This window comes from Brachybacterium zhongshanense, from assembly GCF_055385755.1.
The window spans coordinates 1,115,784-1,137,778 of the sequence record NZ_AP043790.1 but is presented as its reverse complement, the minus strand read 5'-3'; the positions used below and the strand labels follow the sequence as shown (position 1 = coordinate 1,137,778).

Below are 21,995 nucleotides of genomic sequence, written 5' to 3'. Positions count from 1 at the left end.
CCACGGACAGCGTCCCGACCTGCATGAACGCTGTGGAACACGTCACTGTCCCGAGGGGCCGTCCTCCGTCGCGCCGCCCTGCTCGCGCCGCTCGTCCTGCTCGGGCCGCTCGCCCTGCTGGGACTGCTCCTCAGCGGGCTCGGCAGGGGCATCCTGCTCCCATGCGCTCGCCGCGGGCTCTGACGGCGCATCGGCACCGCCGGTCCCCTGCTCGTCCGCCGAGCTCTCGCCCGCGCTGTGGTGCGAGGACGCGGCGGCGGCGATGGAGGCGATGGTGGCTCTGGCCTTGTCGCGGGAGGAGTCGTCATGGAGGCGATGCACATCGGTGCTCTCCTCCTCGGCGCTCTCGGTCGCCTCGGCGTCCTTGGAGGAGCCGTTGCCTCCGCGTCCGCGTCCGCGTCGCCGCTTGCCCGAGCGGGGTGAGCCCTCCTCGCCGCCGTGCGCGCCTCCCGAGGACGACGGACCGGAGCCGTTCCCTCCATGGGAGTGGGTGCCGTCGATGTCCACGACGAGGCCGCGACCGCTGCAGTGCTCGCACGGCGTCGAGAAGGTCTCCACGAGACCCTGGCCCACGCGCTTGCGGGTCATCTGCACCAGGCCCAGCGAGGTCACCTCGGCGACCTGATGCTTCGTGCGATCGCGCCCCAGGCACTCGACCAGGCGCCGCAGCACCAGGTCGCGATTGGCCTCGAGAACCATGTCGATGAAGTCGATGACGATGATGCCGCCGATGTCGCGCAGCCTCAGCTGGCGGACGATCTCCTCGGCCGCCTCGAGGTTGTTCTTGGTGACGGTCTCCTCGAGCGAACCGCCCGAGCCCGTGAACTTGCCGGTGTTCACATCGACCACCGTCATGGCCTCGGTGCGGTCGATCACGAGGGATCCGCCCGAGGGCAGGTACACCTTGCGGTCCATGGCCTTGAGCAGCTGCTCGTCCACCCGGTACTTGGCGAAGACGTCCTTGGGGCCGACATGGGCGGTCACCCGCTCCAGCAGGTCGGGGGCCACCGAGGCGACGTACTCGTGGACGTCCTCGTACACCGAGGTGCCCTCGACGATCAGGCTCGTGAAGTCCTCGTTGAAGACGTCGCGCACCACCTTGATGGCAAGGTCGGGCTCCTGGGACAGGGCCACCGGTGCGGACTTCGACTTCTGCGCCTTCTGGATCTTCTCCCACTGGGCGCGAAGGCGCTCGACGTCCTGGGTCAGCTCCTCCTCGCTCGCGCCCTCCGCGGCGGTGCGCACGATCACGCCCGCGTCCTCGGGGATGATCTGGCGCATGATCTTCTTCAGCCGTGCGCGCTCGGTGTCGGGCAGCTTGCGGGAGATGCCGGTCATGGAGCCGCCGGGCACGAACACGAGATAGCGGCCGGGCAGGGAGATCTGGCTGGTCAGGCGGGCGCCCTTGTGACCGATCGGGTCCTTGGTGACCTGCACCAGGACCGGATCGCCGCTCTTGAGCGCGAGCTCGATGCGGCGAGGCTGGCCCTCGAGGCCTGCGGCGTCCCAGTTCACCTCGCCGGCGTACAGCACGGCGTTGCGCCCCTTGCCGATGTCGACGAAGGCGGCCTCCATCGACGGGAGGACGTTCTGCACCTTCCCCAGGTACACGTTGCCGACCATCGAGGTCTGCGACTTCTGGGCGACGTAGTGCTCGACCAGGACGTCGTCCTCGAGCACGGCGATCTGGGTGCGCCCGGGGCGCTCGCGCACGATCATCGAGCGCTTGACCGACTCGCGGCGGGCGAGGAACTCGGCCTCGGTGATCACATTGCGGCGTCGGCCCGCATCGCGGCCCTCGCGGCGGCGCTGCTTCTTGGCCTCCAGGCGCGTGGAGCCCTTGACGGCCTTGACCTCGTCACGCGCCTCGCGCACCTTCACCACGGTGTTGGGCGGATCGTCCGGCGAGGAGACGTCACCGGAGTCGGAGCCGGACCGTCGGCGCCGACGACGGCGACGCGAGGTCGTGGAGCCCGAGCCCGAGCCCTCGTCGGACGCCGAGCGCTGCTCGCCGTCTCGCTCGCCCGTGGCCGAAGCATCATCGGTCTCCGCGTCCGAGGCGGTGCCGTCGCCGGCGGAGCCGTCCCGGCCGTCATGAGCGCTCGAGCTCTCCTCGTCACCGTCAGAGGACCCCTCCTCGGAGCGGCGCTCGTCGTCGCCGCGTCCGCGACCTCGGCGGCCGCGGCCCCCACGGCGCCGGCGACGGCGGGAGGTCCCGGAGCCCTCGTCCTGCTGCTCATCGGAGGAGGATCCGCTCTCGGCCGAGCCGTCGCCGGAGGACTTCTCCGCGTCTGCGCCGCGCCCATCGCGCTCTGCACTCCCGTCGGCGTCCTCGCGCTCGTCCCGGTCCGACGACGGACGGGCGGCGCGTCGGGAGGAGGACTCCCCTCGGACCGCGTCACCGGCGTCGAACGCCAGATCGGCGCTGCCGACGGGCGCGTCCTGACGGTCGACCCCGGCGCTGCGGGGCTCGGGCGCGGTGGGAGCCCGGAACAGGAGCGAGGCGAAGTCCAGCTGCACCTGCTCGCGTCGCGACCTCTCCCCCTCGCCGTCATGGGAGGAGGCGGAGGCGCCTCGCCGGCTGGCGAGCACCTTCAGATCATCGACGACGCTCGAGGCGGCGTCCTCCCCGTGCTCGACCTCGGTCTCGTCCTCAGCGTCGACGTCCTCCTCGGCGTCGGCGTCCTCCTCAGCCTCGGCATGCTGCTCGGAGTCGGTCTGCGGCGCCTCGGCGTCGGCGGAGGCGGCGTCCGACAGCGGGGACTCCGTCCTCTCCGACCTCTCCGACGTCGCCTGCGGGGTGCGCTCGACCTCGGCGGTGCCCGTCTCCTCGCCCGCAGCGTCGTCGACGACCTCGTCGCCGCCGGCCGGCGTCAGGACAGGAGCGCCCGCGGGAGCCACGACCCGTCGGCGCGGCCGGCGGGTGCGGGGAGCGGGGGCGGGCTCGACGGCATCCTGCGCGGGGACGAAGGTGCGCGGAGCGGAGCTCGAGGGCTCAGGTGCCGTGACGGGAGCTGGCGGACCGGCAGGGGCGACGGCACGACGTCGGGTCCGCTTGACGGGTGCGCTCTCCGAGCCCTCTGAGGACTTCGAGGTCTGGTCATGGGTGCTGTCAGCCATCAGGCCGTCTCCTTATCACAGGACCAGCGCACCCTGGCCCTGTGCGGTCATCGTCCCTGAGGACGGAAGTCTCAAGCCCTCGCCGTCGCGCTGCTCCTGGTGGGAGCGCAGCGATGCCGATCGAGGGAGCGCGCACGGTCGCGGAGGTCGCGTCACCGGCGCTCCGACGCGTCGACGCCGGGAGGTTCTCCCGACCGGTACGGACCGGGAGAGTGCCTCCGGTCAGTATGGCACAGCACAGCCCGTCGGCCGGGAGGGCGGGGGCGACGAGCGCATCGGCGCGTCGGCGCCCCCCCTGCCCGCCACCCGCCGCCCGCCACCCGGCGCCCGAGGCTCCGTCGTCCCTGCCGGCTGATCCGCCGTCCCGCCGCGTCGCATCCGCGGACCGGGTCTGGCGGTACCACGGCCGAACGGGGACCATGGTCCCGTCGGCCTCCGCCGCTCAGCTCTAGTTTCGTGACAGCGTGTCGTACTCCGGGAGGTCCCATGGAAGCCCTCGATCTGGCACGGTGGCAGTTCGGCATCACCACCGTGTACCACTTCATCTTCGTACCGCTGACGATCGGTCTGTCGCTGATGGTCGCCCTCATGCAGACGATGGCGGTGAGGTCGAAGGACGAGCTGCGCAAGGACGCCTGGACCCGGATGACGAAGTTCTTCGGGTCGATGCTGATCATCAACTTCGGCATCGGCATCGCCACCGGCATCGTCCAGGAGTTCCAGTTCGGGATGAACTGGTCCGAGTACGCCCGCTACGTGGGCGACGTCTTCGGGGCCCCGCTCGCCCTCGAGGGCCTCGTGGCGTTCTTCCTCGAGTCCGTCTTCCTGGGCCTGTGGATCTTCGGCTGGGGTCGGCTCCCCGAGAAGATCCATCTGCTGACCATCTGGGCCGTCGCGGTCGGCACGATGGCTTCGGCGTACTTCATCATCGCCGCGAACTCCTTCATGCAGCATCCGGTGGGCGCGACCCTGAATCCCGAGACCGGCCGCGCTGAGCTCGACCCCGATCAGGGCGGGCTCCTCGCCGTGCTCACCAACGTCACCGCTCTCGCCGCCTTCCCCCACGTCATCGCCGGAGCCTGGCTGGTCGCCGCGGCGTTCATCACCGGCATCGCCTCCTGGCACATGGTCAAGCACCATCGAGCGGCCCGTGACGCGGGACTGGAGACCGAGGAGGGCCAGGAGCAGCATCGCGCGGCGCGCGACCTGTATCGGCCCACGGTGCGCTTCGGCGTCGTGGCCATGTTCATCTCCGCGCTGGTGCTGGTGGTCTCCGGCGACTTCCAGGCGCAGATCATGTTCAAGCAGCAGCCCATGAAGATGGCGTCCGCCGAGGCTCTGTGCGAGACGGAGAGCGGCTCGAGCTTCTCGATCCTCGCCGTCGGCGGCCCCGACGCCTTCTCCACCGACTGCGACGGCGTCACCCACCTCATCGAGATCCCGTACCTGACCGCGTTCCTGGCCACCCACACCTTCGACGCGACCCTGCAGGGCGTCGACGACCTGAACGCGCAGTACAAGGAGGAGTTCGGCGAGACCGCTGAGACGGCCGACGGGCAGACCGTCACCGCGGACTACCGCCCGAACCTCTTCGTGACCTACTGGTCGTTCCGCCTGATGATGGGCCTGGCGGTCTTCAGCGGCATCCTCGCCCTCTGGGCCCTGTGGATCACCCGCGGCAAGGGCGAGAAGGCCCGGACCTCCGGGTCGAAGCTGTTCCAGTGGTTCGCAGTGCTGGCGATCCCCATGCCGTTCTTCGCGAACTCCGCCGGCTGGGTGTTCACCGAGATGGGGCGCCAGCCCTGGGTCGTCCACCCCAATCCGGACGATCCCACGGTGCGGCTGATGACGCTCCAGGGCGTATCCGACCACCCCGCATGGATGGTGATCACCTCCCTGGTCGCCTTCACCCTCGTCTACGGCGTCCTGGCCGTCCTCTGGTTCGGGATGATGCGCCGGGCCGCGCTCAAGGGCGCACCCCTGCCGAAGCGGGATGCCGAGACGCAGCAGCTGGACACCCCGACCCTGTCCTTCGACTACTGAGAAGGGAACGAGACGACCATGGATGCCATGCTCGATCCGACCGCACTCCAGACCCTCTGGTTCGCGATCATCGCCTTCTTCTTCCTGGGCTACTTCGTGCTCGAGGGCTTCGACTTCGGAGTGCAGATGAACGTCGCCGCCTTCTGGAGGGGAGGCAGCGCCCGGCGGGGGACGATCCTCAGGACCATCGGACCCGTCTGGGACGGCAACGAGGTGTGGGTGATCACCGGCGGCGCCCTCATGTTCGCGGCCTTCCCCGAGTGGTACGCGACCCTCTTCTCCGGCTTCTACCTGGCTCTGCTGCTCCTGCTGCTGGTGCTGATCGTGCGCGTGTGCGCCTTCAAGTGGCGCGACAAGGTCGACTCCGAGCGGTGGAAGCGGGGCTGGGACATCGTCCACGTCATCGGGGGCTTCGCCCCGGCGCTGCTGTGGGGCGTGGCCTTCTCGAACATCGTCGCCGGCGTCGGCATCGACGAGCACCGCTGGGTGACCACCTCTCTGCTGGGTCTGCTGAACCCCTTCGCCCTGCTGGGCGGGATCGTGTTCGTCCTGCTGTTCTGGCTGCACGGGACGCTCTACCTGACCCTCAAGACCGACGGCGCCCTGCGGGCGGAGGCCAACCGCCTGGCAGGGATCCTGGTGTGGCCGACGATCGTCGCCGGGGCCGCCTACCTGCTGTGGTTCCAGCTCGCCCACTCCCATCACGGATGGACCTGGGCACCGCTGGCCGTCGCGGCCGTCGCCCTGATCGCGGTCGTGCCGCTGAACCGGCTGGGGCGCGAGGCGCTCGCCTTCGCCGCCACCGCCGGAGCGATCGCCATGGCCGTGGTGACGCTGTTCGGCGGACTGTTCCCCTACGTCCTGCCGGCGACGAACGATGCGGCTCTCTCGCTCACGGTCGCCAACGCCTCCTCCTCGGCGCACACCCTGACCGTGATGCTGGTCGCCACCGCGATCCTGACCCCCGTCGTCATCGCCTACACGATCTGGACCTACCGCGTCTTCCGGCATCGCGTGGCGGAGGACGAGAGCACCCCGGCGCCCGGCGCGAGCCTGATCGAGAAGGCGCGCCGCGGGTACCGCGAGGCGTTCGAGCAGGAATGACGTCCTCCCGGGCCCCGTTGGACCCGCGTCTCGTGCGGGAGGTCCGCGCCGCACGCGGGCATGTGGTGCGGACCTCCCTGCTCGGGCTCGTCCAGGCCGGCTGCGTCATCGTGACCGCACTGGCCCTGGCCGCTCTCGGTTCACGGCTGCTGGCGGAGCATCAGACGCCGACCTCCGCGCCGATGCTCCTGGCCGTGCTCGCACTGGCTCTGGGGGTGCGCGCGGCGGCCGCGCTCGTCGAGCAGCGCACGGCGCACCGCGCGGCCACCGCCGCGATCGCCGATCTGCGCGGCCGGGTCGTCGCCCATGCCGCGTCTCTGGGCCCCCGGAGCTCCGCCGGGCGCGGGGCCGACGTGACGGCGCTGGCGACGACGGGTCTGGAGAAGCTCCGCCCCTATCTTGTCGGCTATGTGCCGCAGCTGCTGCTGACGGCGACCGTGACACCGCTGTGCCTGATCACCATCGCCGTGCTCGACCCTCTCAGCGCCCTCATCGCTGCCGTCACCCTGCCGCTGATCCCGATCTTCATGATCCTCGTGGGGAAGCTGACCGCCGGCCGCTCCGAGCGGCTGATCGCCGATATGCGCACCCTGTGGTCGCAGCTGCTGGACCTGGTGGACGGTCTCCCGACCCTGCGCGCCCTCGGCCGCGAGAAGGGGCCCGAGCGCACGGTCCGCGCGCTCGGGGACCGCCACCGGGCATCGGCCATGGGATCGCTGCGCTACGCGTTCCTCTCGTCGATGGTGCTCGAGCTGCTCGCCACCCTCTGCGTCGCCCTCGTCGCCGTGAGCATCGGCATGCGTCTGGTCTACGGCGACATGGAGCTCGCTCCCGCGCTCGCAGTGCTCGTGCTCGCCCCCGAGGTCTATCTCCCGCTGCGCAGCGTCGGAGCCCAGTACCACGCCTCGACCGACGGTCTCGCCGCTGTCGGCGGGGCCTTCGCCGTCCTCGACGAGGAGGTCCCCGCCGACGGGACGGTCGAGGCTCCCGACCTTCGTTCTGCGACCCTCGCCCTGCGCGGCGTCTCCGTCCGGTCGCGCGACGGCCTCGCCCCTCACCGCGCCGAGCTCGAGCTGCGTCCGTGCCGGGTGCTCGCCGTGACCGGCCCCTCCGGCGCCGGCAAGTCGACCGCCGTTCAGGTGCTGCTGGGGCTGGTCGAGCCCGACGCCGGGTGCGCCGAGGTGATCGGCGCCGACGGCATCGCGCACGACGTCCGGAACCTGCGTCGCCGCAGCCTGTGGGACCAGGTCGTCCATCTCCCCCAGCGCCCTGCGCTGCCCCCGGGGACGATCCGTGAGGTCCTGATCGACTCCCGCCCGGGCGTCTCGGATCACGAGCTCGAAGCCGCAGCGGCCGCTTCCGGCCTCGCCCCCGTGATCGCCCAGCGCGGCTGGGACGCCGACCTCGGTCGCTCCGGGCACGGCATCTCGCTCGGTGAGAGGCAGCGCCTCGCCCTGGCCCGCGCGCTCCTGTCCGACGCTCCCGTGGTCGTGCTCGACGAGCCCACCGCCCATCTCGACGGCGGCACGGAGCAGGTGGTCCTCGACCTGATCGCACGCATGCGCGAGGACGGTCGCAGCGTGCTCGTCATCGCCCACCGCTCCCGCCTGGTCGATGCGGCCGACGAGGTCGCTGTCATCGAAGGGAGCGCATCGTGAGCACCACCGGCGCAGAGCGTTCAGCGACCCCGCCCGCACAGGCCTCCGCTGTACCGGCCTCCCATGCGCCGACCTCCCCTGTGCCCACCTCCCCCGAGAGGGCGCTGCGACAGGCCGAGCGCGCGCTGGAGATCCCCCGCTCGCGGCTGCTGGCCGCGGTGCTCGCCGCGGCCGCGACGCTCGGCTCCGCCTTCGCCCTCGCCGCCGTCTCCGCCTATCTCGTCACCCGCGCCTGGACCATGCCGCCCGTGCTGGACCTGACGGTCGCCGTCGTCGCCGTGCGCGCTCTGGGCGTCTCCCGCGGCGTCTTCCGCTGGCTCGATCGGATGATCGCCCACGACGTGGCCCTGCGCGGGGTGGTGCGCCTGCGCACCAACCTGTTCACGGCGCTCGCCGCGAGGACGGACGACGCTCTGACGCGTCTGCGGCGCGGGGACCTGCTCGCTCGCCTCGGCGACGACGCCCAAGAGCTCGGCGATCACGTCATCACGGCGATCGTGCCGGGCCTCGTCTCGATCGTCATGGCCGTCGTCGTGCTCGCGACGATCGCCCCGATCTCCCCGGCGGCCGCTGCGGCGATGCTCCTGGCGCTGCTGTTCGCGAGCATCCTCGCGCCCCTCGCGAGCTTCCGGGCGGCCTCGCTGCGGGAGCAGGCCGTCATCGGCACCCGCGGGCAGCTGACCGCATCGGCGCTCGAGATCCTCGACGACGCCACCGCGCTGCGGCTGGACGGCCGGCTCGACCAGGCCCTCTCCAGGCTCGAGGAGGACCAGCGCGCGCACGATGCGGCGATCGACCGGGCCGCCCTGCCCGGGGCGATCGCCTCCGCGGCGGTGCCCGTCGCGATCCTCGTCGCGACCCTGGGCTCGCTCCTGGCCGCGGGCGCCGTGTGGATGGACGGCGGAGCCAGCGCCGGGCAGATCGGGATCCTGCTCCTGCTCCCGCTGTCCTCCTTCGAGGCCGCCTCCGCGCTGCCGGCGGCCGCCGCCCAGTACGCGCGATCACGCGCCGCCGCCGCTCGGCTCGACGAGGTCGTCGGCCCCGCCGTCGGGGCGGGCGACCGGCCGACCGATAGCGATCGGGCGGTCGACGCGTCGACGCCGGGGAGCGTCCGGCTGAGCGCCCGCGGGCTGGATGCCGGCTGGTCGGCCGACGCCGTGCGCGTGCACGGGCTCGATCTCGATCTGCCGCCCGGGGCCCGTCTGGCGATCACCGGCCCCTCGGGGATCGGGAAGTCCACGCTGCTGGCGACGCTCGCGGGGCTCCTCTCCCCTGTCGCGGGCAGGGTCGAGCTCGACAGCATCGACATCGCCGGCATGAGCGAGGAGCAGGTGCGTCGTCACGCGATCATGTTCGCCGAGGACGCGCATGTCTTCGCGACGACGGTGCGCGAGAACCTCAAGGTCGTGCGAGGGGGCCTGGACGACGGGACGGTCCTCGCCGCGCTGCGTGCCGTGGGGCTCGAGGACTGGCTCGCGACGCTCCCCCGCGGCCTGGACACGATGCTCGGCCCGGACGGCACGACCATCTCCGGTGGAGAGCGCCGCCGCCTGCTGCTGGCCCGTGCGGTGGTGAGCAGCGCACCCGTGCTCCTGCTGGACGAGCCCACCGAGCACCTGGACACGGCGCGGGGCGATGACCTTCTGCTCTCCCTGCTGGACCCCGGGGATGAGACGCTGGTGCCGAGCACGACCACCGTGGTCGTGGTCACGCACCGCACCGAGGCGATCCCCGCCGGCACCGATGTGCTGAGGATCGACGAGGCCGGCATCCCCAGTGTCCAGCAGTCCCAGGAGCGACGACCATGACACCAGCCCCCGCCTCAGCTCCCGCCCGGGTCCGTCGAGGCCGCGCTCGCGTCCAGGACCTCGTCGGCGCGGTCCTCTCCGGAGCCGACACCGATGAGCTCCTCGACCTGATGCTGCGCACTGCCCGCAGCGATCTCGGAGCCCGTTCGGCGCTGCTGGTGATGCCGCTGGGCGAGGACGGATCCTGGGGCGTGGAGATCGTCGAGGGCGCAGATGCCCGGGACCTGCTCGGCCAGGAGGTCGACCCGGGCTCCCCCGTCGGCCGAGCTCTCGCCGCCGGGGACACGGACCTGCTCGAGGGGCTCGACGAGCTCGCGATCCTCGACCCGGAAGCCGGCTCCCTGGCGGTGCACCTGCCTCCGGCTGAGGCGCTGCTGAGCGTCGTGGACGCCGGTGCCGACGGCACGGGCCTGCTCGTGGCGCTGCGCTGCCGGGTGAGCGATCACCCCGCCCATCACGGCGACCTCGCCGACGGCCCGGAGGCCGCCCCGGACGATGCGCACGACGATGGGTCCGACGATGGGTCCGGCGATGGGCGCGTCGACGGTGCACCGGCGGGGTTCACCCTCGCCGACCGCGAGCGGCTGGACGCCCTCGCGGGAGTCGTCGGACTCGCCCTGCGGGTGCCGGACCTGGGATCTGCCGCCGAGGTCGACGACGAGCGCAGCCGCATCGCCCGCGACCTCCACGATCTCGCGATCCAGGAGCTGTTCGCGGTGGGGATGGAGCTCGAAGGGCTCACCGAGGCGCTCTCCAGCACCGGAGAGCCGCCCACCAACGCCCGGATCCGCACCACTGTCGCCAGCTCGGTGCAGGGCGTGGAGAACGCCGTCGCGCAGATCCGCGAGATCGTGCAGTCGCTGCGCCGGGAGCGCAGCGAGGCGACGCTCAGCGAGAGGCTGCGCCACGAGGTCGGGCTCGCGACCTCCGGGCTCGGGTTCGTGCCCACCCTGCGCCTCTCCCCCAGCGCCCCCGAGCTGGACCGGGACCTCCCGCCAGAGATCGCCGAGGACGTCGTCGCGGTGGTCCGCGAGTGCCTCGCCAACGCCGCCCGTCACGCGCATGCGACGGCCGTCGCAGCATCGGTGAGCATCTTCTCCGAGGGGGTGGATCAGGTGGTCCAGGTGAACGTCTCGGACAACGGACGCGGGATCGACCCGACCGTGCGCCGACGCAGCGGACTGGCCAACATGTCCTCGCGGGCGCGCCGTCACTCGGGCTGGGTCGACGCGATCAGCCTGGAACCGGGGACCATGATCTCGTGGCGGGTGACCCTGCCTCCGCAGTGATCGCCCGGCGGCGACAAACGACCCCCGGCGGCCAGCGACGATCAGCGACCCCTGACGGTCAGCGCTCCGCGATCCCAGCCGCGGGACCGGACGCGCGGAGGGTCACTTCCAGCCGGCGCGACGGCGTGCGGCGACCATCGCCGCGACCTGCGTGCGACGCTGCATCCCGAGCGTCTGCAGGATGACCGTCACCCGGTTCTTGACCGTCTTCTCGGCGATCCCGAGCGCCTCGGCGATCTCCCGGTTGGAGTGGCCGTCACCGATCAGATCGACGATCCGACGGTCGGTGTCCGACAGATCGGGCTCGTCGTCCTCCTGGCCGGCGGGCCACATGTGGCCGCCCTCGTGGATCGCGACGATCGCATCGACGATCTCCCGCGACCGTGCGGACTTCAGCATCAGGCCCGCGGCGCCCGCGGCGCGCGACTCACGCAGCGCCGCGTCGTCGTCGAAGCTGGTCAGCACCAGCATCTTCTGCTCGGGATCGATCTCCCGGGCCTTCCTCATGACGTCGATGCCGGTGCCGTCGGGCAGCTGCAGGTCGACCACCAGCACCTCGGGACGGATCGCCGGGAGGCGGCGGTTCGCCTCGGCGACGGAGGAGGCCTCACCGGTGACGCTGAGCTTGGGGCTCGCATCGATGACGGTCACGATGCCGCGCCGGACGACCTCGTGGTCGTCCACCAGCATCACCCGGATCGGGGTGGGCTCTTCGCTCGCAGTCACAGGCATCCTTCCCTCGCAGCCCCGCTGCGTCGCGCGGCTCCGCCGGAGGCGGACGCTGGAGATCCGGGGCGGACATGGCTCCTCCGCCCCAGACGGGCGGTCCTGGACCAACCTACCCCAATCGGGACCATGATCCTGGACGCGATCGCCGACGACCAGGGCTACTTGACGCTCCCCGCCGCCAGACCGCCGATGATCCGGCGCTGGAAGGCGAGCACCATGATGATGAGCGGCACCGTGACGATGACGCCGGCGGCCATCTTCGTGCCGTACGGGGTGTCGAACTGCGAGATGCCGGTGAACTTCGAGATCGCGACGTTCGCGGTCTGCATCTCGGGCCGGTTCACCATCGTCAGCGCGATGAGGAACTCGTTCCAGGCGGCGATGAAGGTGATGATCGCCGTGGTGAACATCCCCGGCGTCGCGAGCGGCAGGATCACCCGCGCGAAGGCACCGAAGCGGGTGGTGCCGTCGACCATCGCCGCCTGCTCGAGCTCGACCGGCAGCTGACGGAAGTAGGCGTTCAGGTTCCACACCGCAAGGGGCAGAGCGAAGGAGATCGAGGGCAGGATCATCGCCTGATAGGTGTTGATCCAGTTCCACGGCCACCACTCGAACCCTCCGGTGAACAGCTTCAGCAGCGGCACCACGAGGATGATCACGGGGAACATCGAGGTGGCCACGATGAGGAACATGACCAGGATCTTCCCCCGGAAGCTGAGCCGTGCCAGCGCATAGGCGCCGAGCGTCGCCAGGAACAGCACCAGCACGGTCGTGCCGCCCGCCACCACGAGGGAGTTCACCAGCGCACGGCCGAAATGGTTCGAGGGGTCGAACACGGCGATGTAGTTCTCGACGCTGATCGGCCAGGGGATGAGCGCGGTGGAGCGTCCGTCGCTGGGTCGTCGCAGCGAGGAGATGATCATCCAGACGAAGGGGGCCAGGCAGTACACGAGGATCGCCGCCATGCCGATGCCTACTCCGAGGGCAGCCAGTCGTCGTCGGCGCCGGACCGCTGCGGATCGGCCGGAGCCCGCGGAGCCGCCGGAGCCTGCAGAGCCGCCCGGGGCCGTGCCCGGGACGGAGGGGGCGGTCGTCGTCATGGGAGGTCTCCTTCAGCAGTGGTGCGCAGTCGGCGCGGACGGGGGCGCCGGCCACGGCCCTCGGCATCGCCGATGACGTCGGCCCCCAGCCCGCGCACGAAGATGACGGCGACCAGGCAGATGTAGACGAACAGGATCACGGCATAGGCGGATGCCATGCCGAAGTCCGTCTTCGAGGCCGCATCGGCCGCGAGCATCGACAGCGTCTGGCCGGAGCGCAGGCGCCCCAGCAGCACGTAGGGCAGGTCGAACATGCGCATGGCGTCCAGGAGGCGGAACAGCACGGCCACCATGAGCACCGGACGCACCAGCGGCAGCGTGATGCGCCAGAGCGTCTGCCAGCGATTCGCCCCGTCCACCCTGGCCGCCTCATAGATCTGGTCGTCGATGGTCTGCAGCCCGGCCAGCGTGAGCAGGCCGATGTACGGGGCGGTCTTCCAGATGTCCGCGATGAGGACCGCGGCCTTCGCCTGGATCCCCTCGGTGGTCCACAGGATCTGCTGGCCGATGATCTCGTTGGCGATGCCGTTGGCGTCGAAGATCAGCTGCCACATGAGTGCGGACACCACGGTGGGGATCGCCCAGGGCACCAGGATCGACGCGCGGATCAGCCCCGTGGCCCGCATGGCCCTCGCCATGATCAGCGCCATCGCCACGCCCAGGACGGTCTCGATGGAGACGCCGACCACGGTGAACAGGGTCGTGTTCCAGAACGCGTTCCAGAACCCGGCGCCCGCCCCCGCGGAGGTGAAGGCGTCGAGATAGTTCTGAAGGCCGACGAAGGTGTCGCCCTGCTGGATGATCCCCGTGACCGGATCGATCTCGTCACCGCCTCGGAACAGCGACTGCCAGACGGACAGCACGAGCGGGAAGCCGACGACGAGCGCGAGCAGCAGAAGCGTGGGAGACAGCAGGAGGCCGGCGAGGCCCTCCTGCCCGTCGCCCTTCGCCCGGCGCGGATGCGGAGCGGCGCTCATCCTCAGCCCTCGACGAGAGAGCTGAGCTGCTCCTGCAGCTGTGCGAGGGCGTCCGCCGCCTCCGCCTCCCCGGAGATGCAGGAGTAGGCGGCCTCCTGGATCGCCTGGGTGACGTCGCCGTACTTGACGACCTGCGGGCGGCTGACGCCGTTGTCGATCGCGCTCTTGAGCTCATCGAGGAACTCGAAGGTCTCCGCGACCTCGTCGTCCTCATAGACTGCCGCGGTGGCCGTGGGAGTGGCCGTCTCGATCATCCATGCCTTCTGCTGATCGAAGGCGGTCATGAAGGCGATGAAGTCCACCGCCGTGCCCTTGTTCTTCGCGAAGGCGCTGATCGCGTAGTTCGCCCCGCCGATCGTGGAAGTGCCCTCGCCGGACACCGCGGGCACCAGGGAGACCATCACCTTGTCCACGACCTGCGAGGAGCCGTCGTCGTTCTGGAAGTGGTCCCACACGTACGGCCAGTTCTGGAGGAACACCAGGTTGCCGTCCTGGAAGGCCTGCCGGGACTCCTCCTCCTTGTAGGTGAGCGCCTCCTGCGGGATGTGCCCGTCGTCGAACCCGTCGCGCAGGGTCTGCAGTGCGATGGCGGCCTCGGCGGAGTCAGCCTGAGGCTGGCCCTCATCATCGAACAGCGCACCCCCGGCGGATGCGACGACATCGGTGAGCTGGCAGGTCAGTCCCTCGTACTTCGCGAACTGGGAGCCGAAACCGTTGATGTCCGGATGCTTCTCCTGGACCTTCGCGACGATCTCCCACATCTCGTCGAAGGTCGCGGGAGGCTCTGAGTATCCCGCCTCCTCGAGCAGATCCTTGCGGGAGAAGAGCAGCTGGGCGTTCGTGGTGAACGGAACGGCGTAGAGCTTGTCGAAGTAGGTGCCCGTGGTGACCGTGGCGGGGATCAGCGCATCCAGGTCGAAGCTCTCCCGGGGCAGCTCGACCACCCACTGGTTGGCCGCGAACTCCGCTGTCCACACCACGTCCAGCCCCAGCACCGTGTAGGAGTCGGACTGGGCCTGCGCGTTGGCGATGAACTGGGAGCGCTGGTCGTCCGCGCTCTCCGGGAGCTCGATGAGGGTGACCTCCTCATCGGGATGGTCGTCGTTCCATCGGGAGAGGAACTCCGCGAGCGCGCCGGTGGTGTCCTTGCCGCGCACCAGCGTGATCGGGCCGCGCTCCTCGAAGTCTGCCGCCGCGGCACCTCCCCCGTCGGAGGAGTCGTCGTCGCCCGAGGTGCCGCAGGCGGCCAGACCGAGCGCTGTCGCCGCGAGGCCGCCCGCGGCGAGAGCCGTGCGCCGCGTGGGATGGGAGGATGGGAGGGATCTGCTCATGACGGAACTCCTTCGTCGCTGTCAGCAGCGGGCCCCGAGCCCGCAGGCTCCTCGAGCGTATGCCGCAGCTCACACCGCCGGAAGAGGGAGTCTGCCCGGTGACCGATTCGTGACCGGCCCTGCTGATCCCGAAGCGTTCAACCGGCGCCCTAGGGGCCGATCGGCCCATTCGTCCACACGCTCGCCCTCGTGAACGCAGCAGACATGCACTCAGCCACATAGACGGCGGCGAGAGAGACACGCCATGGCCATGGCCAGCGTCGATCTGGACCCCGGGCTAGTCGAGCATGCCCGGGAGCTCACAGGAGAGAAGTCCGATCGCGACCGCAGCCTCATCACCGTCCCTGTCCTCGCCGCCGGCGGGGACACCGCCAGCTGGGCTTCCACCTCGGCCGCGCAGTCGAGAACGGCGTCTCCCAGGAAGAGCTGATCGAGGCCATCACCCATGTCGCCTTCTACGTCGACTGACCCAAGGGCATGGCCGCCATGGGCGTCACCAAAGACCTCTTCGCGGACGGATGAGCCGCGACCAGGATGGCTCCGCCCCCGACGCGACACCCCTCCTCCGCTCCGTCCCGCGCCTGACTCGCGTGGCCGCCCTGGCACTGGTCCACGCCGCCGAGAGGGCGGTGACCGCGCAGGGCCTCCAGGTCGCCGTCGTCGTCGACGGCTCCACGGTCGCAGCGGTCGGCATCAGCGGAGGACGCGGCGAGCAGGACAGGGCGATCGCCGAGACCGCGATCTCCGAGGTCGCCGGGGACTTGGCCGCTCGCGGCTGAACGGCGCACTCTCAGGAACAGCGTCGGCGACGCATCAGACTCGCCGTCGGCGCGGCTCAGGTCTGGTGCCAGCTCACGCTCGAGACGCTCGCCGCCCCGGATGCTCCCTGGCGGCACTCGAGGTCCCGACCGGGCCGACGTCGGACGCAGTGGTGATCGCCATCCGTCATCACCCATAGACCTTGCAAGGTCCACACTGGTGCCCTGTAGAGCGTGGACATCGAGCTGAGCGCAGGATGGCTCGCTTCGCTGGACGACGACTCGCGCGAGCAGGTGGTCGCCGCCATCGAGCTGCTGGAGGACCGCGGCCCGCAGCTCGGACGGCTCATCGTCGACACGGTGACAGCGTCCAGGCATCGCAGCATGAAGGAGCTCCGACCAGGATCCTCCGGACGCTCCGAACTCCGGGTCCTGTTCGCCTTCGACCCCGCGCGATCGGCCATCATGCTGATCGCCGGCGACAAGGCGGGCATCTGGATCCGCTGGTACAAGAAGATCATCCCGCTGGCCGACGACCTGTTCGACGACCACCTGCGCAGATTGTGAGGAGAGCGACCGAGATGACCATGACCCTGAAGGACTTCGTCGCCGAACACCCCGTGGATCGCGAGAGCGTCGAGGCCCACAAGGAGAGGATGCTCGCCGAAGTCCGCGCCTACCGCCTCCGCGAGCTGCGCGAGCAGGCCGGACTCACCCAGGCGCAGCTCGCCGAACGCATCGGCGTCGGCCAGCGCCAGGTCTCCAAGATCGAGCACGGCGACCTCGACAGCGCGAAGATCGGCACGATCCGCAGCTACCTCGAGGCCGTCGGCGGCGGACTCGCGATCGAGTACGTCATAGGCGATCAGCGCATCCAGGTTGCCTGACACCAAGGAGACGACCCGACTGGGGTCGCGTCGGCACGACCGGTCGGCTAACGTCTTCGCTGGCAGCGCGGGCAGAGATGGCTCGACCGGTTCATGAACTGCTCCCGGAGCAGCAGGGATCCGCAGCGCCGGCACGGAAGGCCTTCTCTGCCATAGGCATTCAGCGAGCGGGCGAAGTACCCGCTGCGGCCGTCGACGTTCACGTACAGCGCATCGAAGCTGGTCCCGCCGACCTCCAGAGCCCGCTCCATCACGGCGCCGGTCGCGCGCAGCAGCTGCAGCGCCTTGCGCTGGCTGAGCGCCTCTCCCGGAGTGTCGAAGCGGGTGCGCGCCGCCCACAGGCCCTCATCGGCGTAGATGTTGCCGATGCCCGAGACGATCCCCTGGTCCAGCAGCAGCGCCTTCACCGGTGCTCTCCGGGAGCGGATCGTCCTGGCGATCGCGGGAAGGTCGACGGCCGGGTCCAGCAGATCCCGGGCGATACGACGGGCGTCGGCCGGAAGGAGCGTGTCGGGGCTGCCCTGACCGGCGATCCTCCGATCCGCAGTCTCCTCCAGCGGGCTCGTCCAGAGCCCTCCGAAGATCCTCTGGTCGATCATGTCGATCACGGTGCCGTCGTCCAGCTGCAGCGAGAGACGGCGGTGACGCAACGGGTCCGAGGCGGGCCCCTCCGACGGAACGGCACCGATGTTCTCGATGCTCTCGATGCTGACGGTCCCGACGGTGCGCACGCGCAGCTGACCGCTCATCCCGAGGTGGCCCATGAGCGCCTCGCCCGTGTCCTCGCCGTGCTCGTCGGCGAGCCGCCACCACAGGAACTTCCCGCGTCGGGCGATGGCGGTGATGCGGCTGCCCACGAGCGCGCTCTGCAGACGGTCGGCGCCTCCGCCCTGGCGACGGATGATGCGGGGGTCGACGACGTCGACGGCATCGATCGTGCGTCCGATGGCATGCGGTACAAGACCGCGACGGACGACCTCGACCTCAGGCAGCTCGGGCACGAGGGCTGTTCCTCCTCGGGACGGTGCGCGGCTCAGCCGCGCGGGATGAGGCTCTCGCCGCGCTCGGCGAGTATCGCGCGCACCGCGTTCTGCGCGGCGGCGAGCTCGGCGTCCTTCTTGGAGGCGCCCTCGCCGGAGCCGGTGACGACGCCCTCGACCGTGGCCGTGGCCGTGAACGTCTTGCGATGCTCTGCGCCCGACTCGCTGATGTCGTAGCGCACGGTCTGCCCGGTCTCCGCGGCGATCTCCTGCAGTCGGGACTTGAAGTCATAGCTGGTCTCGAGAAACTCGTCGGAGTCCAGCAGCGGTGCCATGAGGTCCAGCACGAACCGTCGCGACACGTCCTGCCCCAGGGCCAGGTGCACGGATCCGATGACGGCCTCGGTGGTGTCCGCGAGGATGGAGATCTTCTGACGGCCGCCGGTGAGATCCTCACCGCGGCCGAGCTTCACATAGGCGCCGAGGTCCAGCCGGGAGGCGATCACCGCAAGCGCCCGGGCGCTCACGGTGCCCGCTCGGCGACGTGCGAGATCGCCCTCGGGCAGGGTCGGATGGGCGGCGTACAGGCGCTCGGTGATGGCCAGCTGCAGCACGGCGTCCCCGAGGAACTCGAGGCGCTCGTTGTGCGGCAGGCCGTCATGCTCATAGGCGTAGGAGCGGTGGGTCAGGGCGAGGTCCAGCAGTCCCGATCCCAGCAGGTCCTGCTGCTGGGCGGCATCCAGAGGCAGCCGGTCCAGGAGCCGGCGGGGATCAGCGGCCTCGACCGCCCGGCGCTTGCGCGCCATCAGCGCCCGGCCTCGGGGCGGTCGAGCTCGTCGCGGTCCTCGTCGGAGGCCTCGCGGGAGGAGTCCGTGCCGGGCTCGGTGCCGAACAGTCCCTGGAGGGCGGCGAAGCGGTCGTCGATGACGTCGTGGTGATGGTCCGGATCGTCTTCCATGCGGAAGCCGCACTGGGGGCACAGGCCCAGGCAGTCGGGGCGGCACAATGGCCGCTCCTCGGGCTCCACCGCGAGAGCATCGTGGACGATCGGCGCGAGGTCGACGTCGTCGCCGTCGAGCATGGGGGTGTCCTCGCGCTCGTCGGCCTTGACCTTCTCGGGATACATGAACAGCTCGCCGATGCTCACGGCGAGATCCTCCTCGACGGGATCGAGGCAGCGCGAGCATTCGCCCTCGAGGTGGGCGGTCAGGGTGCCATGGGCGTAGATGCCCTCGACCACCGATTCCAGCTCCAGCTCGAGGGAGATCTCCTCGTCCTCGGGGACCTGCATCGCGGGTCCGAGCTCATCGAGGGCGGGGGCGGGCAGCGTGCGCTCGACGTGCCGGTGCGAGCCGGTGCGGCCGACGAGGTCGACGGCGTCGAAGCGCAGGGCGGTGCCGAATGGCGTGTCGGAGACCGTGGACATCGTGGCGTGCTCCTGTTCGTGGTGTCGTGCGGTGCGAGGGCGGCCGTTCAGGATACGTCGCGCTGAGCGGCGAGCGCTCCGAGGGAGGCCGGGGGAAGCATGTCGGAGACGTCGCCCCCGAGACCATGGACCTCCCGCACGAGGCTCGAGGAGATGTGCGAGTAGGCGGAGTCGGTGAGGAGGAAGAGCGTGTCGATGCCCGCGAGGTGCTGGTTCATCCGCGCCATCGGCTCCTCGTAGGCGAGGTCGAGCTGGGATCGCAGCCCGCGGACGACGGCTCGCGCACCGACCTCGCGGCAGAAGTCGACCAGCAGCCCTCGCGGAAGGGTGCGGACATGGACGCGGCCCGCGAGACCCTCATCGGCCATCGCATGGGCGATCGCGCTCTGCCGGTCATCCAGGTCGAGCAGATGCGTCTTCGAGGGGTTGTGGGAGACCGCGATGATGACGGTGTCGGCGAGCGCCGCGGCCCGGCGGGCCAGGTCGAGGTGGCCGAGGGTGAAGGGATCGAACGAGCCGGGCAGGACGACGGTGCTCATGACGCAACTGTAGTGCGACGATGCGGTGCGAGCGTGCACCCGGGCCGCTGCCGTGACGGCATCGGCCCGGACTCTGCGCTCGGCCGAGGTCGAGATCGAGGTGCTCAGTCGAGATCCAGCTCGACGTGATGGACGCCGTCGTCGTCGATCCTCCCGATGGTGAGCGTCCCCGTCGCGCCGGTGAGGTCGCCGGTGGGCGACCCCGGGGCGATGAGGCAGGTCAGGTCGGGCTCGCCGGAGGTCATGGCGCCGAGCTGCTGGAGGACGAGCGTGCCGCGACGGCCGTCGACCGTCCCGTCGAAGACCTCCATCGCGATGTATCCGGCGCTGCCGGTGGCGGGGTCACCGGCGGTCATCATGGTGCCGGTGCTCGTCCCTTCCATGCCACCGGTCCAGGTCTTGACCAGCTCGAAGCGGGCGGTCCCCGGCTGGAGGGACTCGGCGGGCGTCATGGAGACGGTGAATGCGGCGCTGACGGTCACGGGGACTCCTCGGTCGGGGGTCGGCGCTCAGGGATGCTGAGCCCGGTACTCGCTGGCCAGTATCGCCCAGCTCATCCCGTCCATCCAGCGTCCGCTGCGGTGGAGCGACTCCTCCGTGAACAGTCCTTCCTGGCGCATCCCGATCCGCTGCATGATCCGCCAGGAGGCCGTGTTCGCGGCGAAGCAGGCGGCCTCGACCCGACGCAGCCCCAGCTCCTCGATCGCTATGCGGAGCAGCTCGGCGGCGAACTCGGTGCCGATCCCTCTGCCCTGATGCTGCGGTGAGATGATCCAGCCGAGCTCGGCCTGTGTGCCCTTCGCCCGGTCGGCCACGTCGGTCTGCGCCCAGGCGTCCTGGATGCGGATCACACCGGTGGCGACGATCTCGTCGCCGATGAGGCCGACGATGCCGTGCTCGAGGGTCTGCTCCCAGCGCTCGCGGAGCGCGTCGAGGTCCGCCGGCAGCGCCGTGGTCCACTGCTGGACCTCGGGCAGCCGGTACCAGGGCCAGACGGCGTCGGCATCCTCCATCCGCTGTCGGCGCAGGACGAGGCGTTCGGTGCGCAGCGGCCAGTCGAGCGCGTCCAGCCGCGATGCTGCTGCGGCCACGGGTCGGGACGTCGCGTCGGGCGCTGTCTGCTCAGAGGTCACGACGCCACGGTACGCGGGGTCCGCCCAGCGCGAGGACGCCGTCGGCCGGCACCATCTCGAGCAGCGCATCGATCTGCTCCTCGGCGGCGATCGAGGCGACGGCCTCGACCGCGGCGTGAGGGCGCGCTCCCGGATCGGTGCGCCTCTCGCTGGCGACGACCGTGAACCTGGCGTCTTCGAGCAGTCCGGTCATCCCCTGCACCGACCAGGTCCGTGCGGTGATGACCTTGTGGCCGAAGGGCTCGCCGTCGGGCCCGTCGAAGAACCCGAGGAGCAGACGGCCTCCGCGGCGGAGCATGCGACGGATGCTCCGCAGCGCGGCGTGCAGCTCCGCCTCGTCGAGATGGATCAGGGAGTACCAGGCGAGGACCCCGCCCTGCGTGAAGTCGTCGATACCGGGCGATGCGACGGAGCCGTTCGCGAAGCGCACTCCCGGATGGTCACGTCGCGCGATCTCGATGAACTCGGGCGTCGGATCGACGCCGAGCACGTCGTGGCCGAGCTCGGCGAGGTGAGCGGTCCATCGGCCCGGACCGCAGCCGAGGTCCAGGATCGGACCGTCGACCGCGCTCGCCCATTCCGCGATCCGGCGGGCGTCCTGGCCGCCGCCGTCGTCGATCCCGCCCAGCAGGGTCGTGTACTCCTCAGCCCGGCTCCCGTAGGCGGCGACGACCGCGGATCCGGCTGTCCCCTCGGTCTCCTGAGGCTCGTTCAGCTGCGCTCCCACCGTGCGAGCCTATCCGGCTCCGCAGCTCGCCGAAGGTCCCCGTGCGGGGCCCTGCAGATGCGGGATGATCGATGCAGCATCTCGATACCCATCCATCGAACTGAGTTCGCCATGGCGACATCGTCCTGCCACCCTCTGGATACTCCCCTGCAGCGCAGGAGCCTGCTGCGAGCCGCCGCCTGGGCCGCCCCTGTCGCGATCATCGCGACCGCTGCCCCCGCGCTCGCCGCGAGCCCCGTCGACGACTTCTCGACGGTGCAGCTCTACGCCTACGGGTCGAACGGGATCCGTGACTCCGCCTCCGGTCTGCAGTGAGTCATCGATCTCTCCCCCAACTACGACTCCCACCTCTTCGAGGGTGGGACCATCCCCGCGGGGACGGTCAC

Annotated in this window: 22 protein-coding genes; 10 read left to right on the top strand and 12 right to left on the bottom strand. The window is 70.6% G+C overall.

Annotated features, from left to right (window positions below; all coding sequences use genetic code 11):
• Positions 1-42: 42 nt before the first annotated feature.
• Positions 43-3,120: an Rne/Rng family ribonuclease gene (locus ACZ5AJ_RS05170; protein WP_464137698.1), complete on the bottom strand. Its 3,078-nt coding sequence runs from the start codon at positions 3,118-3,120 to the stop codon at positions 43-45.
• Positions 3,121-3,606: 486 nt separating this feature from the next.
• Between ACZ5AJ_RS05170 and ACZ5AJ_RS05165 the strand changes: the two genes are divergently transcribed.
• The 5 genes from ACZ5AJ_RS05165 to ACZ5AJ_RS05145 are packed head-to-tail and all read left to right on the top strand — an operon-like array spanning position 3,607 to position 11,022.
• Positions 3,607-5,163, top strand: coding sequence for a cytochrome ubiquinol oxidase subunit I (locus ACZ5AJ_RS05165; RefSeq protein WP_464137696.1), 1,557 nt, complete (start codon positions 3,607-3,609; stop codon positions 5,161-5,163).
• Positions 5,164-5,181: 18 nt separating this feature from the next.
• Positions 5,182-6,267: a cytochrome d ubiquinol oxidase subunit II gene (cydB, locus tag ACZ5AJ_RS05160; protein ID WP_464137693.1), complete on the top strand. Its 1,086-nt coding sequence runs from the start codon at positions 5,182-5,184 to the stop codon at positions 6,265-6,267.
• Positions 6,264-7,925, top strand: a complete 1,662-nt coding sequence (cydD, locus tag ACZ5AJ_RS05155) for a thiol reductant ABC exporter subunit CydD (protein WP_464137691.1) — start codon at positions 6,264-6,266, stop codon at positions 7,923-7,925. Before cydB ends, cydD begins: the two co-directional genes overlap by 4 nt.
• The gene (gene cydC, locus ACZ5AJ_RS05150; RefSeq protein ID WP_464137689.1) at positions 7,922-9,733 is read left to right on the top strand and encodes a thiol reductant ABC exporter subunit CydC; all 1,812 of its coding nucleotides are present in this window, start codon (positions 7,922-7,924) and stop codon (positions 9,731-9,733) included. Before cydD ends, cydC begins: the two co-directional genes overlap by 4 nt.
• Positions 9,730-11,022, top strand: coding sequence for a sensor histidine kinase (locus tag ACZ5AJ_RS05145; protein ID WP_464137687.1), 1,293 nt, complete (start codon positions 9,730-9,732; stop codon positions 11,020-11,022). The genes cydC and ACZ5AJ_RS05145 overlap by 4 nt, the downstream gene beginning before the upstream one ends.
• A gap of 102 nt (positions 11,023-11,124) precedes the next feature.
• On the opposite strand, the gene ACZ5AJ_RS05140 is transcribed toward ACZ5AJ_RS05145, so the two are convergent.
• The 4 genes from ACZ5AJ_RS05140 to ACZ5AJ_RS05125 all read right to left on the bottom strand — a co-directional run bounded on the left by ACZ5AJ_RS05140 (position 11,125) and on the right by ACZ5AJ_RS05125 (position 15,159).
• Entirely contained in the window at positions 11,125-11,754 is a 630-nt protein-coding gene (locus tag ACZ5AJ_RS05140) for a response regulator transcription factor (RefSeq protein WP_464137685.1), read from the bottom strand.
• A gap of 155 nt (positions 11,755-11,909) precedes the next feature.
• Positions 11,910-12,851 (bottom strand): carbohydrate ABC transporter permease, encoded by a 942-nt coding sequence (locus tag ACZ5AJ_RS05135; protein ID WP_464137683.1) that lies wholly within the window; start codon positions 12,849-12,851, stop codon positions 11,910-11,912.
• Positions 12,848-13,828: a carbohydrate ABC transporter permease gene (locus tag ACZ5AJ_RS05130; RefSeq protein ID WP_464137681.1), complete on the bottom strand. Its 981-nt coding sequence runs from the start codon at positions 13,826-13,828 to the stop codon at positions 12,848-12,850. Before ACZ5AJ_RS05130 ends, ACZ5AJ_RS05135 begins: the two co-directional genes overlap by 4 nt.
• Before the next feature lie 2 nt (positions 13,829-13,830).
• Positions 13,831-15,159: an ABC transporter substrate-binding protein gene (locus ACZ5AJ_RS05125; protein WP_464137679.1), complete on the bottom strand. Its 1,329-nt coding sequence runs from the start codon at positions 15,157-15,159 to the stop codon at positions 13,831-13,833.
• Positions 15,160-15,534: 375 nt separating this feature from the next.
• Here ACZ5AJ_RS05125 and ACZ5AJ_RS05120 point away from each other — a divergent pair, with 375 nt between their 5' ends.
• The 4 genes from ACZ5AJ_RS05120 (at position 15,535) to ACZ5AJ_RS05105 (ending at position 16,804) form a co-directional block, all read left to right on the top strand.
• Positions 15,535-15,627 (top strand): carboxymuconolactone decarboxylase family protein, encoded by a 93-nt coding sequence (locus tag ACZ5AJ_RS05120; RefSeq protein ID WP_464138692.1) that lies wholly within the window; start codon positions 15,535-15,537, stop codon positions 15,625-15,627.
• Positions 15,628-15,677: 50 nt separating this feature from the next.
• Positions 15,678-15,938, top strand: a complete 261-nt coding sequence (locus tag ACZ5AJ_RS05115; protein ID WP_464137677.1) for a hypothetical protein — start codon at positions 15,678-15,680, stop codon at positions 15,936-15,938.
• Between the two features lie 213 nt (positions 15,939-16,151).
• On the top strand, positions 16,152-16,484 hold the full coding sequence (locus tag ACZ5AJ_RS05110; RefSeq protein ID WP_464137675.1) for a type II toxin-antitoxin system RelE/ParE family toxin: 333 nt from the start codon (positions 16,152-16,154) through the stop codon (positions 16,482-16,484).
• Positions 16,485-16,498: 14 nt separating this feature from the next.
• Complete coding sequence (locus tag ACZ5AJ_RS05105; RefSeq protein ID WP_464137673.1) at positions 16,499-16,804, top strand: helix-turn-helix domain-containing protein; 306 nt, start codon at positions 16,499-16,501, stop codon at positions 16,802-16,804.
• Between the two features lie 47 nt (positions 16,805-16,851).
• On the opposite strand, the gene mutM is transcribed toward ACZ5AJ_RS05105, so the two are convergent.
• The 7 genes from mutM to ACZ5AJ_RS05070 all read right to left on the bottom strand — a co-directional run bounded on the left by mutM (position 16,852) and on the right by ACZ5AJ_RS05070 (position 21,609).
• Positions 16,852-17,805 (bottom strand): bifunctional DNA-formamidopyrimidine glycosylase/DNA-(apurinic or apyrimidinic site) lyase, encoded by a 954-nt coding sequence (mutM, locus tag ACZ5AJ_RS05100; RefSeq protein WP_464137671.1) that lies wholly within the window; start codon positions 17,803-17,805, stop codon positions 16,852-16,854.
• A 32-nt stretch (positions 17,806-17,837) separates the two neighbouring features.
• Positions 17,838-18,590 carry a ribonuclease III gene (gene rnc, locus ACZ5AJ_RS05095; protein WP_464137668.1) on the bottom strand — a complete coding sequence of 251 codons (753 nt, stop codon included), beginning with the start codon at positions 18,588-18,590 and terminating at the stop codon, positions 17,838-17,840.
• Positions 18,590-19,210 carry a YceD family protein gene (locus ACZ5AJ_RS05090; protein ID WP_464137666.1) on the bottom strand — a complete coding sequence of 207 codons (621 nt, stop codon included), beginning with the start codon at positions 19,208-19,210 and terminating at the stop codon, positions 18,590-18,592. Before ACZ5AJ_RS05090 ends, rnc begins: the two co-directional genes overlap by 1 nt.
• A gap of 47 nt (positions 19,211-19,257) precedes the next feature.
• Complete coding sequence (gene coaD, locus ACZ5AJ_RS05085; protein WP_464137665.1) at positions 19,258-19,749, bottom strand: pantetheine-phosphate adenylyltransferase; 492 nt, start codon at positions 19,747-19,749, stop codon at positions 19,258-19,260.
• 104 nt (positions 19,750-19,853) lie between these two features.
• The gene (locus tag ACZ5AJ_RS05080; RefSeq protein WP_464137663.1) at positions 19,854-20,231 is read right to left on the bottom strand and encodes a DUF3224 domain-containing protein; all 378 of its coding nucleotides are present in this window, start codon (positions 20,229-20,231) and stop codon (positions 19,854-19,856) included.
• 27 nt (positions 20,232-20,258) lie between these two features.
• The gene (locus ACZ5AJ_RS05075) at positions 20,259-20,882 is read right to left on the bottom strand and encodes a GNAT family N-acetyltransferase (RefSeq protein WP_464137660.1); all 624 of its coding nucleotides are present in this window, start codon (positions 20,880-20,882) and stop codon (positions 20,259-20,261) included.
• A complete protein-coding gene (locus ACZ5AJ_RS05070) occupies positions 20,872-21,609 on the bottom strand; it encodes a class I SAM-dependent methyltransferase (RefSeq protein ID WP_464137658.1) in 738 nt (245 codons plus the stop codon). Before ACZ5AJ_RS05070 ends, ACZ5AJ_RS05075 begins: the two co-directional genes overlap by 11 nt.
• 111 nt (positions 21,610-21,720) lie before the next feature.
• Here ACZ5AJ_RS05070 and ACZ5AJ_RS05065 point away from each other — a divergent pair, with 111 nt between their 5' ends.
• Positions 21,721-21,924, top strand: a complete 204-nt coding sequence (locus tag ACZ5AJ_RS05065) for a hypothetical protein (RefSeq protein ID WP_464137657.1) — start codon at positions 21,721-21,723, stop codon at positions 21,922-21,924.
• The last annotated feature ends 71 nt before the right edge of the window (positions 21,925-21,995 follow it).

What these genes read in the sequence shown, in the direction of transcription:
- ACZ5AJ_RS05170 (WP_464137698.1), bottom strand. Translation starts at nt 3,120, where the DNA reads ATGGCTGACAGCACCCATGACCAGACCTCGAAGTCCTCAGAGGGCTCG.
- ACZ5AJ_RS05165 (WP_464137696.1), top strand. Translation starts at nt 3,607, where the DNA reads ATGGAAGCCCTCGATCTGGCACGGTGGCAGTTCGGCATCACCACCGTG.
- cydB (WP_464137693.1), top strand. Translation starts at nt 5,182, where the DNA reads ATGGATGCCATGCTCGATCCGACCGCACTCCAGACCCTCTGGTTCGCG.
- cydD (WP_464137691.1), top strand. Translation starts at nt 6,264, where the DNA reads ATGACGTCCTCCCGGGCCCCGTTGGACCCGCGTCTCGTGCGGGAGGTC.
- ACZ5AJ_RS05145 (WP_464137687.1), top strand. Translation starts at nt 9,730, where the DNA reads ATGACACCAGCCCCCGCCTCAGCTCCCGCCCGGGTCCGTCGAGGCCGC.
- ACZ5AJ_RS05140 (WP_464137685.1), bottom strand. Translation starts at nt 11,754, where the DNA reads ATGCCTGTGACTGCGAGCGAAGAGCCCACCCCGATCCGGGTGATGCTG.
- ACZ5AJ_RS05135 (WP_464137683.1), bottom strand. Translation starts at nt 12,851, where the DNA reads ATGACGACGACCGCCCCCTCCGTCCCGGGCACGGCCCCGGGCGGCTCT.
- ACZ5AJ_RS05130 (WP_464137681.1), bottom strand. Translation starts at nt 13,828, where the DNA reads ATGAGCGCCGCTCCGCATCCGCGCCGGGCGAAGGGCGACGGGCAGGAG.
- ACZ5AJ_RS05125 (WP_464137679.1), bottom strand. Translation starts at nt 15,159, where the DNA reads ATGAGCAGATCCCTCCCATCCTCCCATCCCACGCGGCGCACGGCTCTC.
- ACZ5AJ_RS05115 (WP_464137677.1), top strand. Translation starts at nt 15,678, where the DNA reads ATGAGCCGCGACCAGGATGGCTCCGCCCCCGACGCGACACCCCTCCTC.
- ACZ5AJ_RS05105 (WP_464137673.1), top strand. Translation starts at nt 16,499, where the DNA reads ATGACCATGACCCTGAAGGACTTCGTCGCCGAACACCCCGTGGATCGC.
- rnc (WP_464137668.1), bottom strand. Translation starts at nt 18,590, where the DNA reads ATGGCGCGCAAGCGCCGGGCGGTCGAGGCCGCTGATCCCCGCCGGCTC.
- ACZ5AJ_RS05090 (WP_464137666.1), bottom strand. Translation starts at nt 19,210, where the DNA reads ATGTCCACGGTCTCCGACACGCCATTCGGCACCGCCCTGCGCTTCGAC.
- coaD (WP_464137665.1), bottom strand. Translation starts at nt 19,749, where the DNA reads ATGAGCACCGTCGTCCTGCCCGGCTCGTTCGATCCCTTCACCCTCGGC.
- ACZ5AJ_RS05065 (WP_464137657.1), top strand. Translation starts at nt 21,721, where the DNA reads ATGGCGACATCGTCCTGCCACCCTCTGGATACTCCCCTGCAGCGCAGG.